The organism is Nocardiopsis flavescens (genome assembly GCF_900141985.1).
In the GTDB taxonomy this organism is placed as follows: Bacteria; Actinomycetota; Actinomycetes; order Streptosporangiales; family Streptosporangiaceae; genus Nocardiopsis; species Nocardiopsis flavescens.
Genome location: NZ_FQZK01000003.1, coordinates 434235 through 447901, shown reverse-complemented (window position 1 = coordinate 447901; position 13667 = coordinate 434235). Strand labels below are relative to the sequence as shown.

Annotated in this window: 9 protein-coding genes; 3 read left to right on the top strand and 6 right to left on the bottom strand. The window is 71.6% G+C overall.

Going from position 1 to position 13667, the window contains the following annotated elements; translation table 11 throughout:
- Window positions 1-32: 32 nt before the first annotated feature.
- On the bottom strand, window positions 33-2108 hold the full coding sequence (locus tag BUE45_RS08645; RefSeq protein WP_143173296.1) for a hypothetical protein: 2076 nt from the start codon (window positions 2106-2108) through the stop codon (window positions 33-35).
- Window positions 2109-2501: 393 nt separating this feature from the next.
- Between BUE45_RS08645 and BUE45_RS08640 the strand changes: the two genes are divergently transcribed.
- The 3 genes from BUE45_RS08640 to BUE45_RS08630 all read left to right on the top strand — a co-directional run bounded on the left by BUE45_RS08640 (window position 2502) and on the right by BUE45_RS08630 (window position 6981).
- Window positions 2502-3056, top strand: a complete 555-nt coding sequence (locus BUE45_RS08640) for a hypothetical protein (RefSeq protein ID WP_073377246.1) — start codon at window positions 2502-2504, stop codon at window positions 3054-3056.
- Window positions 3057-3531: 475 nt separating this feature from the next.
- Complete coding sequence (locus BUE45_RS33250) at window positions 3532-5544, top strand: MinD/ParA family ATP-binding protein (protein WP_245832894.1); 2013 nt, start codon at window positions 3532-3534, stop codon at window positions 5542-5544.
- Between the two features lie 114 nt (window positions 5545-5658).
- The gene (locus BUE45_RS08630; RefSeq protein ID WP_073377244.1) at window positions 5659-6981 is read left to right on the top strand and encodes an ICP22 family protein; all 1323 of its coding nucleotides are present in this window, start codon (window positions 5659-5661) and stop codon (window positions 6979-6981) included.
- Between the two features lie 92 nt (window positions 6982-7073).
- Here the strand turns inward: BUE45_RS08630 and BUE45_RS08625 are convergent, their stop codons facing one another.
- The 5 genes from BUE45_RS08625 to BUE45_RS08605 are packed head-to-tail and all read right to left on the bottom strand — an operon-like array spanning window position 7074 to window position 13663.
- Window positions 7074-7484 (bottom strand): DUF4913 domain-containing protein, encoded by a 411-nt coding sequence (locus BUE45_RS08625; protein WP_084737035.1) that lies wholly within the window; start codon window positions 7482-7484, stop codon window positions 7074-7076.
- A 38-nt stretch (window positions 7485-7522) separates the two neighbouring features.
- A complete protein-coding gene (locus BUE45_RS08620; protein ID WP_143173295.1) occupies window positions 7523-8866 on the bottom strand; it encodes a hypothetical protein in 1344 nt (447 codons plus the stop codon).
- 47 nt (window positions 8867-8913) lie between these two features.
- The gene (locus BUE45_RS08615; RefSeq protein WP_073377239.1) at window positions 8914-10593 is read right to left on the bottom strand and encodes a type IV secretory system conjugative DNA transfer family protein; all 1680 of its coding nucleotides are present in this window, start codon (window positions 10591-10593) and stop codon (window positions 8914-8916) included.
- A complete protein-coding gene (locus BUE45_RS08610) occupies window positions 10590-12179 on the bottom strand; it encodes an ATP/GTP-binding protein (RefSeq protein ID WP_073377236.1) in 1590 nt (529 codons plus the stop codon). The genes BUE45_RS08615 and BUE45_RS08610 overlap by 4 nt, the downstream gene beginning before the upstream one ends.
- Complete coding sequence (locus BUE45_RS08605) at window positions 12176-13663, bottom strand: SCO6880 family protein (RefSeq protein ID WP_178378482.1); 1488 nt, start codon at window positions 13661-13663, stop codon at window positions 12176-12178. Before BUE45_RS08605 ends, BUE45_RS08610 begins: the two co-directional genes overlap by 4 nt.
- Window positions 13664-13667 lie beyond the last annotated feature (4 nt).

Genomic DNA, 13667 nt, shown 5'->3' with positions numbered 1-13667 from the left:
CCCAGGATTTGAAACCCTGGGTCCGGGGCGCCTTATTCCCTCTCGATCGAAGGACGTTTTCCGTTTCCTGGAACCCGTCGTGCCGAAGGAGAGGGGTCCGGCTGGGGAGGGCCGTCGGCCTGGTGTCGGCTCTGCTTCAGGTTGGCTCCCTGGATCGCGGTGGCCATGAACCCCGCGGCGACGTTCCCGCTTTCCGCGGGGGCCTCGACCTCGCCCATGAGGTTCACCTCTCTCTGCTGCGCGGGTGAGAAGACATCGGTGGGGAGCATGCGCGAGGAGGCGCCGGTGACCAGGGCTTTCATCTCACGTTCCTCGGTCCTGTACTCGAGTTCGTAGCCGAGGTACTGGCCTGTGTCGTTCGTGACCAGCCGTCCTGCGACTTCGCCTCCGTTCTCGCGGCACCAGTCCTGTACCGGGTCCAGGACTTTGGGAGCCCGCGAAACACGTCCGAGGCAGGCGACGTAGGCGCCACCGGTGTGGCCCGCGGCGTGAAAGCGGGGAGAGCCGTCCGGGGCATGGCTCATCTCCACCGCCCCCAGGCGGGCGTCATGGACGGAAAGCCGGCCGTCGCCACCGTGTTCCCTGTCGTGTTTCTGCCGCAGTTCCAGATACTGCGCGTCGTTGGACAGGACCCAGGGTGCCCGACCGCCGACCATGGTCACCCGGGCGTTCGGATTCGCCTCCAGGATGATCTCCGCGTTGGCGATCGCGGCTCCCCCCGCCCCGCCGATCAGCCACTCGTCGGTGACGCTCGGATCGTAGTCCCCGTCTCCCACGTCGTCACCGATGAGGAGCCGCCCCGGAGCGGCCTGGGCCGCGCGGTTCCAGGTGTCCAACGCCTTCAGGGTCTGCACGGCCTGCCCCGGATCCCCATCGGGATCGGGGTCCACACCGAACCTCTCCGCCGCGTCGAGGACCTCCCGAACACTCCCCGGGGTGTCGGGGAGTCTCCTGAGCCTTTCCGCCGCGGCCAGCGACTCCCGGTCGCCGCCCCTGCTGATCTCGTCCGCCACTATCCGCGCGGACTCGGGGAAGGTCGGAAGGTCACGCGAGGCCCCGGGGATGATCTCCGGGGGCACACCGGTCGCCACCACCGGCGCCCCCTTGACCTCGACGGTGACGGGGCCGTCCCGATCGCCGGTCGGGGCGATCGTCGCGAGCAGTCGTCCCCGGTCGTCCACGGACAGCGCGGCGTGGCCGTCGATGACCGGCCCCTTCACCGCCGCCTCGTTCTCCCACAGCCGGATCGCGTCCAGCGGTACCCGGTCGTTCGGGCCGACGAAGGCCGCAGGGTCCCCCAACCCGCTCTTGGGCAGGTGGCGCACCTGCTCGGCGGACTGGACGATGCCCATGATGGGGTCCACATGCCAGCGCCCCCGCCCGTCGACGACCAGCTGGTCCGGGGAGCGGCCGGCCAGTGCGGCACCGCCGCCGATCATGAGCGAAACCCGCGGGTACGAGCCCTCGGGCAGGGACGCGGCGTTCCTGCGCAGGGCCTCGACCGTCTGGTCGCTTCTCCCGGAGCGCACCTCGCCCGAGCGCCGGGCCAGTTCCGCCAGGTCCCGCTTGCCCGGCCGGGAGCCGGTCGGGTCCAGCAGGACCGCGGACGACGTGGGAGAGCCGGGGAGCCGGCCGGGGGTCTGCTCCCGCCCTTCCCGAAAAGCACGCAGCGCCGCGGCGTCCCGCTCCGGGAGGGTGCGGAGGGGGCCGCCCAGTTCGCGGTACATCGCGTGGGCCCGGGCCGACAGCGCGTGCCCGTTCGCGATCCGCTCCCACCCGGGGAAGGAGGCCCTGTTCCACCCGGGGGAGTCCTCGCGCAGGGCCAGCGCGTCGAGCCGGTTCGAGAACCCGTCCCGGGCCGCCCGGCGCAGTTCGGGTGACGCGTCGGGAAGGTGGGAGATGTGGGCGAGCCAGTTGAGTTCTCCGATACGTCCCGCGTCGTCCAGGGACAACCGGGCGTCCCGGGAGCGGTCGAGGGAGTGGAAGAAGGAGTCCCGGCGGGCGGACAGGCCCGCCGCCGTGTCCTCCCTGACCTGGAACAGCTCTCCGGCCTCATAGGCGAGCGACATCCCCACGTCGTCCGCCCGCATGTCCTGGGCGAGCTGCACGACGTGGTTCTGGGAAAAGGAGTTGACGTGGACCCGCCCGACTTCCCCCCGGGGGAGCGGAACGGCGTCCAGCCGCAGGGTGAAAGGGGAGCCCTCCCGGTCCTGGAAAGCGAAGAGAACGTCATCCGGGGCCTGCCGCCGGCCCTCGGGAACCGGGACGGGTGTGCACCCGTGGATGTCCTGGAGGAGAACCGGAAGAGCGGCCGTGGCCTCCTGCAATACCCTTTCCCGGTCCGGGGTCGAATTCCTGCGTCCGCTGCTGAGGGGGTCGGGGAACAGGTCGGTCACGTCTGCGGTCTCCTAGGCCGGGGGCGGCATTTCGGATCGTGAATACGTGAGGAGCATATAGTCCCGTTGTGACTCACCCCGTGGGGCATTGCTATAGTCCGGACCATGCTCGAAGCGCGTTCGATTGCCGAAGCCCACCTCTACCTGGAGATTCAGGTTTGCGAGACCTGCAACCTGCGGTGGGACGGGTCGCAGCACTCCCTGAGGACTCTTGGGGACCGCCCGGTGGCCGTCTACTCGGTTTCGTGCTCTTCCTGCGGCGCCCAGAGGCAATGGGAGTTCCTGATGCCCCGCGAGCCGTTCCCGCCCGGTCCCCTCGGTGGGACCGAGCCCTCCAAGATCATGGACCCCGGTGAGTTCCACGCGGCCTCGGATGTGTATTTCGCCCTGGCCCGTGACGCCGTTGAGCAGGCGGTTCCCGGCGAATATGAGAAAGTCGCGATTCTTCTCCGGCGTTCGATCCACGCGCTCGCGGAGGTCCCGAAGTTCATCCCCCCGGCCGAGGACCGGGTCCCCGCTGAACTGATCGTCTCGGAGGTCGGCAGGGCCTCCTACCTGAGGAACCCCGACCGGTTCGTCCGCGACCGCATCGAGCACGAGATCCAGGACCTGGTCGACCTGTTGCACCGGCACCTGCCCGGGGCCGACCCGGTGGACTGACCTTCCGGGGAACGCGCCGCCGGAACGCCCGTCGCTCGGGTCCGTACCCCCTGCGGGTGGCCGGGTCCGCTCGTGCGCGGGGATGCTCCGGCCGGGGTGTCCCCCGCCCCGGGGGCGGTGCGGGACCGCCCGCAGCGGCCGGGGCGTGGGCCCGAACGGAGCCGGGGAGGTGTCCGGTCCCGTCGGTGTCCGCTCCGCGTCGGCCGCCGTACGGGTGCTGCCGGGCGCCGTCCGCCTTCCGCCGCGGTGGCCCCTCTCCCGGCTTTTCGAATTTCGAGGCCTTCACCTGCGGTGATGACCTTCTGCTCGGATTCGGGAATGGAAACGAACCGGACAGCCTTCGTGTGAATCACACAGGAAGAACACTCACAATCCCTGTCTCAGGGATGGAGTACTGTACCTCCGGTGGCACATTTGTCCGAATTGACCTTTGTCAACACGTGAACGGGGTCGTCCAAGCGAAGGAAGAGAGGGCATGCGCAGAGACCACAGCACGGTCCCCTCGTTTCCGAGGATCTCCGCGGAGATCCTCGACGAGGTGACGGCCAGGGTCACCGTGAGCGGCATCGCCAGCTCGGTGACCGGCACCGACCTCAACGCGACTCGTGCCGAGGTCGTCCGGCTGATCTCGCTCACCGCGAAACGACTCGGCCGCCCGGTCCGCGCGCTCACCGTCGAAGGCGGGGAGGAATGGCCCCTCGTCGTCTACCCGGACGGGGTCGTCGAGAGCGACACGACCGTCGACCCCGGTAAGCGCAAGGGGAGGAAGAAGCAGGCGGGCCGGGCGTCGAAGGCGCGGGGCGCCGCCGTACCGCGCGGCACCGAAGGGGAGCCCGCGCCCGGGGGTCCGACGGCGGCCGACACGCCCGTCCCGGGCGAGGCACCCCCCGGCCCTGCGGTGGAACCACGGCAGCGGGCCCTCGCCCCCGAAGCACAGGGAACCGGGCGGGAGCCCGCTCCGCCGCGTCCCGCCGCGCCCTCGCTGTTCGAGATGGTCGTGCAGAGCCTTGAGGAACGCGACAGGGCGCTGTCCGCCGGGCGGAACCGCGACCCGGCCGTGGAGCCCCGTCCGACCGGCCGGCCCGACGACACCGCGCAGCCGCCGGCGCAGACCCCCGCGCCTGCGCACCTCCCCGTAGCCGGATTCTCCCCACCCGGTTCCGGTGCCGCCGCAGACGGGAGCGGGAACGCCCCGGACCGGACGGCCCCCGCGCCGCCTCCGGAGTCCGTTCCGCGGCCGCCGGCCCTCCCCCGCCCGGCTCCGCAGCCCACGGCGGAGGACGCCCGGTCCACCCCGCCGCACGGGGTTCCGTCCGGGCCGCTTCCGGCTCCTCCGGTGTACGCTCCCCAGCCCCCGCCGGGGTACACGCACGGGACCCCCGCGGCGCAGCCGCCGGTCGTCCCCGCCCCCCTGCCCCGGCCGGGCCCGCGGGGAGGGTGGTCCGGGGAGGTCGGCCCTCCCGCCACCCTCACCGGCCCTTCGGAGTCGGCCGAGCTGTGGAACACGGTCATCCACGAGATCAACAGCGAACGCGGCACCCGCACCACGGCGGAGGCGCCCGTGCGGCCGCTCCCCGATCCCGGGGCCGCCCCTCCCGCGCCCTCCCGGCCCAAGCCCTCCCGGCGCCGCAGATTCGGTTTCGGCGGACTGCTGGGCCTGCGCGTTCCGGAATGGTCCGCTCCTCCGGAGAACTTCCACGCCCGTATGCAGGTGCCCATCGCGGGACACCGCCGCGTCGCGGTCCTGAGCCTCAAGGGCGGCGTGGGCAAGACCACCACCAGCGTCCTGCTCGGCTCCCTCATGGCCGCCCAGCGTGAGAGCCGGGTGGTGGCGGTCGACGTCAACCGGGACATGGGAACCCTGCGCGACCGGGTCCCCCTGCAGACCGGGCTCACCGTCCGGGACCTCTTCCACAACGCCGGGTCCATCAGCGGGTTCACCGACCTCCGGGGCTACGTCTCCTCGAACGAGGAGCGGATGCACGCCCTCGTCGGTGACGGCGTCTTCGGTTTCCGGGAGCTCGACGGGCAGGGCGGCTACAGCGTCGTGGCCGGTCTCCTGGAGCGCTACTACGACATCGTCCTCAACGACTGCGGCACCGGTATGGGCAATCCCGGGATGCGGCAGGTGCTGGATCTCGCCGATCAGGTCGTGGTCGTCCTCGAACCCGCCTCCGACTCGGTGCGGGCCGCGGAATCGACCTTCGAATGGCTGCGCAGGAACGGCCACGCCGCCCTCGTCGCCGGAGCCGTCGTCGTCATTTCCAAGGTCGATCGGAAATCCGCCTCGTCCCCCGAGACCGAGGCCCTCGAAGCCCATTTCAGCGGGATGGTGAGGGCTGTCGTGAGAATTCCCTTCGACGAGCACCTCTCGTGGGGGAGGGTCATCAGATTCCAGGAACTGCACGAGTCCACGCGCAACGCGTGCGCCCACATGGCGCTGCACAGCGTGGAGGGGCTCGCGCACATGCAGAGATCGGGTGTGTGAACCGTGTGCGGAGTGCTCCGCCCGCCTCGGCGGCGGAGTGCTCCCCGCGCCGGGGGCGGTCCCGGTTGGGTCCCCGCCCCCGCCAACCCCCACGAGGAAGAGTAGAGGTCCAGGGTGGAGATAGATCAGAGATCGGACGGAGCCCAGGAGGCCCTCCTCCAGGCCATCCACCTCCAGATGCGTATCGCCCAGACCTTCGGCCGGGAGGCGAACCGGCATGTCATGGACCGGTTCCGCGACCTCCCGCGGGAGAACGGGCCGACCGGGACGCAGCCACGGACCCGCAGGGAGCGGCGTGCCCAGTGGCGCGAGGACCGGGGGAAGTTCGCCGGCGTCGGCCGGGCGTCCTGGTGGAGCGACGCCACCCCGGCCAAGATCGCGGACGCGTCGTCGGCGATCCAGCGCCACCGCGGCAACAGCCTGCGGGCGCGCCTGGCCGGTTGGCTGATGAACCTGCGCTACCGGCAGCGCACCGGAGTGAACCTGGATCAGACCGTGCAGGTCTTCGGTCCGCAGTCCCCGCACCATGCGGTGGGGAACCAGGTCATGGCCCAGGGGTTCGCAGGGCTGGCTCCGCGCACCCAGGAGGAGCAGCGCGGCCTGGAGGAGCTCCGGCACGAGCTGGAGCGCATGTCGCGCGAGATCGACTACCTGCGTGAGCGGCTGGGGCTGCCGCCGTTGGGTGCGGAGGAGCGCGAATGGAACGAGGCGGACAAGGAGGGGGAGGCATCCCGTCCCGGCGCCGGGGAGGAGTCCGGGCGGGAGGAGTCCGTCGAGTCTTTTGGGGTGGAGGGTGGTCCGGAGGCGGCGTCGGAGGAGGAGCGGGAGGAGTCCGTCGAGTCCTCCGAGGCGGTTGTCGAGGAGCAGCGCGAATCTCCCGAGGGCGCCCGTGAGGACGCCGCTGGGCGTCCCGGCGCCGGGGAGGAGTCCGGGCGGGAGGAGTCCGTCGAGTCTTTTGGGGTGGAGGGTGGTCCGGAGGCGGCGTCGGAGGAGGAGCGGGAGGAGTCCGTCGAGTCCTCCGAGGCGGTTGTCGAGGAGCAGCGCGAATCTCCCGAGGGCGCCCGTGAGGACGCCGCTGGGCGTCCCGGCGCCGAGGAGGACCGGGAGGCCGGGGGGCCCGGGGAGGACGAGCCCGCCGCCGCCGGCGCGGGCGGCGACCCGGCGCAGGAGCGCCCCCAGGTCGGCCCCGGCACGTCCGCGGGACAGGAGGAGGCCCGGGAGGACGCGCCTTCCACCGCGGCCGACCCGGGCCGGGAACAGCCGGAGGCCGCGGCGGCACCGGCGACGACGGACAGCCGCAACCTGCTCACCCGGACCACGGGGGCGGCCCGGCCGGGGGCGTCCTCCGGCCCGCAGGAGCCGGCCCCCGCCAGGGGAGGGCGCGGCAGCCACCTGGACCGCGGCCCCGGGCAGGACAACGGCAGGGGAGGCCGTTGACGGTCCCCGTGCAAGCGGAACGCCCGGCCGGTGCCACCGGCCGGGCGTTCCGCGTTCGGCCCCGCGCCGCCCACGCGGCGGCGCGGACGCCTTCAGTACTCGGGGAAGTGCCCCGGGGGAGGCGGGTCGTGCGGGAGGGGCTCGCCGCGCCCGTTGGCGTCCTCCGCCGTGGCCATGGGACCGTCGGGTGAGAGCAGGATGCCCATGTGGTAGTCCGCGTGGTCGCGCAGCCAGGTGCTGATGCCCGTGGAGGGGTCGTTGCGCAGGCTCTCCCACGCCCGCCATATGGCGTCGATCCGGATGAGCGCCTCGGCGTTCTCCCACCAGCGCGCGGACCAGCGGTACTGGTTGCGGACCCCCACACGGCGCTTGTAGACGTGGCGGAAGTAGTTCTCGAAGAAGTCGACCGCGTTCCTGTGGTGGAGCCCCTCGGGGTCGCCGCCCTCGCCGCTGTCGTTGGCGTACTCGTTCAATTCGTCCAGCCAGTCCTCGTTACCGGCCATGCCCTCGATTCCTTTCCTCGCCCCGGTGCCGGCCGCCGTCACCAGCGGACCGGGAAGACCTCGCTGTGCTCGGGGCCGATCGCACCGATCTCCGTGGGCTCCGCGCCGCCGTCGACGGGGACGGAGTACCAGCCGCTGGAGCCGTCCCCCGCGGTGGACCGGAACAGGACCTTTGTGCCGTCGGAGGAGAGGATCGGGGTGGTGTTCGTCCGGTTTCCGCCCTGGATGAGGTCGCGTACCGGCTCCGGGTTCAGCTCAAGGGTCTGGGGATCGAAACCCACGACGGTGAGGTTGTCGCCCTCCAGCAGCAGTTCGTGCTCGCCGACCATGAAGGCGGGTCGCCGCGCGCCCAGGACGGATTCGGGGTCGTCCTCGTAGTGCTCGATCTTCTTCACCCAGCCGTCCGGCGGCCTGAGTTCGTTCGTCGGAAGCTCCGTGGACACCGCCCCCGCCCCGGAGCCCCCCGCTCGGGTCCACAGCCAGCCGGTCCCGGTCTCGACGTAGAAGTGCCCGACCAGGGTGCCTTCACGGTTGGAGAAGTGCCTGACGTACTCCCGGCCCCCCGTCACGCTCCGTTCCCACGAGCCCTCGTACTCCGGGGAGTCGACCGGGAGGAAGTTGGTCGCGTAGACGCGGCCGCTGTAGGGGTCGAGGATGATGCGGTCGCAATCGGTGCAGGAGCCGACCTCCTGAACGTCCCCGCTCGACGGGTCCAGGCTCTTGACGGTGCCCTCGTCGCTCTCGGGGGTCTTCTCCAGGTAGTAGACGAGGCCGTCGCCGTGACTGTAGCGAGGGGAGAACCGGCCGAGGGTGTCGCTGAAGCCGGAGCCCTCTTCCGCGGGCAGCAGGGCCTCGACGGTGCCGTCCGAGGACATGGCGCCGATGGTGGTGATCTGGGCGCTCCCGGCCTGTTCGTCGAGGGTGACGAGCAGCTGGGAGGTCTCGGGGATGAGCAGCCCGGCCAGTTCGTGGGCCTGGTTCCGGCTGAGCGGCCACCAGGAGTCGGAGCCGTCCTGCCCGTCCTCGTAGTTGATGTCGCAGCTGGGGAGGGCCACGGTGAACTCGCCCTCGGGCGCCCGCCCGACGCCCTGCCGGGGCTCCTCCGTCGCCGTGGCGCCGCTGGGGTTGTAGGAGTGCTGCGCCAGAAGGCTTCCGTCCTGGTCGGAGAAGCGGTAGGCGTTGACGGCGCCCTCCCAGCAGTCCATGCCGAGAATGCCCTCCCCGGCCAGGGGTTCCTGGGTCACGGCGTCTTCGGGTGCGTCCCCGCCTTCGCCGCCGTCGCCTTCTCCCCCTCCGCCGCCGCAGGCGGTGGCGAGCACGGCCACGGCTGCCAGGGCGGCCCCGTGTTTCCAGAAGGAGGAATGCGAGCGTTCATCGGGCATGATCGGTCCTCGTTCGTCGAAAAGTGAGGGAATGGGACTGGAGCTGATCAGGGCTCGTAGGTCTTCAGCGAGGACAGCACCTTCTCCTTGTGCTTCCCCGACATCCAGGGCACCGTCTCCACCAGGGTCGGCGGGGTGCCGGAGGCGATCACCACGGCTCTGCCCGGCGGCATGGAGCCGAGGTCGGAGACCTCCATGGTCCGTTGCCTGTCCACCTGCCAGGAGACGGACCGCCCCTGCCTGCCCCCCGACACCGAGGCCCGGTCGACCTCGTGGTCGCCGATGAGCTGGGAGAGCTCGTTGAGGAACTCCACCTCGGAAACGCCGCCGCCGTACACCTTGATGTTGGAGGCGGACCAGAGCTTGCGCATGCCGCTCTGCCCCCACACGTCCACCCCCTGGGACCAGGACTGGAGGATCGTCATCAGGATGATCCCGCGGGAGCCGTAGTGGGAGTACAGGGCGGGGAGGTCGTTCCAGCGGCACACGTTCGCCGCCTCGTCGAGCACACCCAGCAGCGGTGTGCCCAACCGGCCGCCCCGCTGGGTGGTCGCCAGTTCCTCCGCCGCCTCGACCACCGCGACCGTCAGGGCCGTCACCAGCGGGCCCGCGCTGCCCTTGCCCTCCTTGGACAGGGAGTACAGCGTCCCGCCCGCCGCCACGAACTCGTGCGGGTCGAAGTGCGCGCGGACGTCCTCCTCCCCCTGCGGTGAGATCCACGGCCCGATCTGTCGGCTCATCAGGCACGACACCATCTGCATCGCGGTCCCGTACACGCCGCCGCGCTGCTTCTCGGGGGAGTTGACGACCCCGGAGACGTTGTCGGCCACCAGGGTGTACCCGTGTCCGGAGAGGATGCCCACGGCCTCGTCGTCGTGCGGCCGGGTGAGCCACGTGTACACCTGGAGGATCGACCGGCGGTCCAGCGCCGCGGCGAGCAGCAGGCCCGCCAGCAGGTCCTGGGCAGCCCCGTCGAAGAAGGCGTCCGTCTTGGCGTCGGCGTCCCGCGACCCCGCGACGAAGTGGCCCGCGAGCCGGGCCGCCTTCACCTCGTCGGTGACGTAGGACAGCGGGTTCCACCACCAGTCGGGCTTCTCCAGGGCGATGCCTTGGGGATCGAAGACCCACACCGGCCCGGAGGCCCCGCGCACCCCGCGGGTCGCGTCGACCACGTCCCTCTTGTTGCTGGTCACCAGGACGGCGCCGGGCGCCTCCAGGATGGCCGGGATCGCGCGCGAGGTGGTCTTGCCGGTACGAGGGCCCCAGATGTCGACGTGCATGTCCTCCCAGGAGCCGTACAGCATGCGGCCGTCGCGGACGGAGCGTCCGATGGGCACCCCGGGTGAGCCCGCCACCCCGAGCCGTGCGGCCTTGGCCCTGGCGCCCTTCTCCGACAGCCGTCCCAGGTCGTCCCCGCGGCCCATGTGGGCTGCGGAGGAGTCCACCCGCGCCCGTGAGCTCCGGCGCATCAAAAGGACGAGGGTGAAGACCAGGACGATCAGGATCCACTGTCCCACCAGGACGACCGTGTGGGGCATTCCCCAGGCGATCCGGCCGCCCAGCACGCCGAAGAGGACGTCGAAGGGGTTGACCGGGGTCTCGGCGCCGGTGCCGACGCGTACGGCCACCCACACCGTTCCCAGCGCCAGCAGCACGGTGGCGATGAGGACCCAGATGAGCACCGCTTCGGTGTTCATCCCGGTCGGGGTCTTGCTGGCTCTGTTCATCCTGTGTTCTCCTCGACCGGTTCAGCGGCCCCGAAGTTCTCCCCGGCGTCCCCGGCCCCCGGGACCGTGCCGGTCCGGGAGACGCTGTGCCAGAGCTTGTTGGTGTCGTTGATGGACTTCTCGGCCTCGGTCAGCTGCACCTGCACGGGGATGCCGGGACGGCCGCCGACCTTGACGAGGAACTTGCCGCGTCCGGGGGGCGCGCTCTCGGTCCCCGAGTGGGAGTCCCAGGCCGGCGGGTCCTGCCAGGAGCCGAGCATCTCCTGCTCCGCGAGGGAGAAGGGGATGACGGAGGACAGCATCGGCATCTCGGCCCGGGGCAGACCGCCGCACACCACCATGCCCGAGCGCTCCACGAACCCCTTGGCCTTGCTGCGGTCCTCCTCGCTCGGCAGCGACATGAGGTCGCTCATCGTGTGCGAGATCATCGCCATGCCCACCCCCCGCTGGCGGTTGAGGCGGGTGAGGGCGTCGACGCGGTCGACCATCCCGTGCCCGGCCCGCAGAGCGCGCCACAGCTCGTCCAGGATGACGAAGTAGTGGCGCCGCGGCTCCAGTCCCGCGTCCGCCAGGGCGTGGGAGAGGTTGATGGTCGCGAACCCGGTCGACCAGCAGGCCAGCAGCACGGCCGCCTGAAGGTCCATCTCGGTGTCGTCGATGCCCGACACGTCGAAGACGACGGGCCGGTCGCGCTTCATCGGGGTGGTGGTGGGCCGGGAGAAGGTCTCTCCCAGCCGGCCTCCGCCCACCAGGCCGATCAGCGAGGCCTCCAGGTGGTCGGTGACCTCCTGGTAGCGCGTCAGGCTTCCGCGGTCCAGGGCGACCTGCCGCACGGCCTCGGGCGCGTCCTGGACGCACTTGAGGAGGTCGCTCAACACCGGGGTGCCCTGGTGCCGCTCGTCCAGCACCTTCAGCGCGCGGTCGAGGATCGTCTCCTCGCGGTCGCTCACCGGGGCGGAGCGCATGATGGTGAGCAGGGCGGTGACCATCGTCAGCCGGCGCCCGTGGATGTCCGCCACGAGCTTGGTCCGGGCTTCGGCGGGCAGCCGGTCCAGCTCTTCGCTCGCCTGGCCCGGGTCGAGGACGTTGAGGTGGCCCTGGCCGCGGCCGAGGCTGATGACCTGGCCCCCCAGGGCCTCCACCAGGTCGACGTAGTCGGGTTTGAGGTCGCCCAGGATGAACGGCTGCACGCCGTAGCCCGACAGGCCGGTCGCCATGCGCCGGGTGATGGTCGACTTTCCCAGGCCGGGCTTGCCCAGCACGAACATCGACGGGTTCGAGATCAGGTTGGCCCGCTGGAACCACGAGATGGGGTCGCAGCACAGGGTCGCCCCCGTCATGATGTTGCGCCCGACGGGCACGCCCACCATCGGGGTGCCGCTGCCGACCGAGAACGGCCACAGCCCGCACACCTGCACCGTCGTCCCGCGCCACTCCGGGGCCATCTCCACGATGGTGGACTCGCCCGCGCCGTAGGAGGACCAGCCGCGCGGGCCCGGCCTCCGGGGCTGCACCTTGGGCGTCTCGACGGCCTCGGGACGGCTGCGGAAGCGGTCCCCGCCCTTCTTGCGCTGTCCGCGACTCACATCTGCTCCCTGATCTCCACGGGAATCCTCAGGTGCATGGGCAGGACGATGCCCAGGGGCAGGCCCGCCGCGAAGGTGGAGTCCTGCGCCCCGTAGGCGGGCCGCAGCCGCAGCCGCGACGCCGCCGACAGGTTGGCGACCGCCGCCCGCGCGTCCGATTCCTTGTCCAGGTCCTCGACCGTGGCGGTGACGATCATCCCGAAGTTCACCAGACCGGCCCCCGCGGCCTCCTCCGCGGCGGTGGCCCGGGCCGAGCGGGTCGCCAGCATGTCCCGTGCCGTCGGCTTGGCGCTCGACGTGGCCCGGAACTCGGCGGCCCGCAGGTCCGCCTCCACCACGCCGGCCGCCCGCGCGGGGTCCAGCGGCCGGTAGAGGAGCGTGACGCGCTTGCGCGCGATGTCGGGGTGGGGCGCGAGCAGCCGGGTCAGGATGCTCGACTGCACGTTGCCGCGCGGTGCCGCGGTCATGGTCCAGGAGACGGAGAGCGCGCTGTCGTGCCGGATCTTGTCCCAGCCCGCCTGGTGGGCGGTGGGTCCCACATCCGTCCACTCGATCTCCGGCACCTCGCCCGCCGCGTGCGCCTCGTCGATGAGGACGGCCGCGGCCGGGTCGTAGGCGACGCGGATGACCTCGCACAGCTCGTGCGCGGGCAGCGGCCGGGCGGCCCCGGCCCCCGTGCTGGAAAGGCCCTGGGTGAGGCCGGGGAGCCGGGCGGCGAGGTCCCGGCCCATCTCCTCGGGCGTGATCTTCTTGTCGCGGCCGGGGGAGAAGGTCAGGGCCACGAAGGCCCGGACCAGGGACGAGCCGTGCGGGTAGGCGTCCACGGTCTCCAGCAGGACCTGCCGTGCGAACTCGGGGGACTGCTCGTCGATCTGCCCGACGACCTCGCGGCGCAGCCGGGTACCGGTGTCCGGAGAGGTCTCGACGGTCACCGAAGCGGCGACCAGGTCCGGCTCGTCCCCCAGGTTGGCCAGCCAGTGGCCCCACTCGGCGACCCAGGAGTCGACCTGCTCGATGTCCACCAGGGCCGCGCCGTCGGGCTCGGTGGCGACGACGACGGAGAAGTGGTTGCCGTTGGCGGGCAGGTGCAGGAGGGCGAAGGGGCGGCCGTAGGAGTCCTGCTGCTCGCTCAGCCGCAGCGGGGCGGCCAGCCCCGGGAGCTGGTAGCGGCCCCAGGGCACCCGGCCCAGAGGGCCGGAACGGTAGAGGTGGGCGCCCAGGGAGCGCGCCTTCCACCAGAGCATCCGTACTCCCATCTTCGACATGGTGCTCTTGCCGTGCTTGTCCTTGGTGAGCACGGTGAGGAGGACGACGGACAGCACGGCACCGGCGATGGCTCCCCGGAGGAGCCCGGCGATCATCACCACGAAGACGATGAGCACCAGGCTCCCGAGGAGGAACACCGTGCCGAGCGTCCCCAGGCCCATGAGCCCCGCCGACGCGGGGACCCGCCAGTTCCCGTACGTGCGCACGGTGCGGGTCATGTCG

Excerpts from the sequence above, each read along its gene's own strand:
- BUE45_RS08605 (WP_178378482.1), bottom strand. The coding sequence starts at position 13,663 with ATGACCCGCACCGTGCGCACGTACGGGAACTGGCGGGTCCCCGCGTCG.
- BUE45_RS08625 (WP_084737035.1), bottom strand. The coding sequence starts at position 7,484 with ATGGCCGGTAACGAGGACTGGCTGGACGAATTGAACGAGTACGCCAAC.
- BUE45_RS08640 (WP_073377246.1), top strand. The coding sequence starts at position 2,502 with ATGCTCGAAGCGCGTTCGATTGCCGAAGCCCACCTCTACCTGGAGATT.
- BUE45_RS33250 (WP_245832894.1), top strand. The coding sequence starts at position 3,532 with ATGCGCAGAGACCACAGCACGGTCCCCTCGTTTCCGAGGATCTCCGCG.
- BUE45_RS08620 (WP_143173295.1), bottom strand. The coding sequence starts at position 8,866 with ATGCCCGATGAACGCTCGCATTCCTCCTTCTGGAAACACGGGGCCGCC.
- BUE45_RS08615 (WP_073377239.1), bottom strand. The coding sequence starts at position 10,593 with ATGAACAGAGCCAGCAAGACCCCGACCGGGATGAACACCGAAGCGGTG.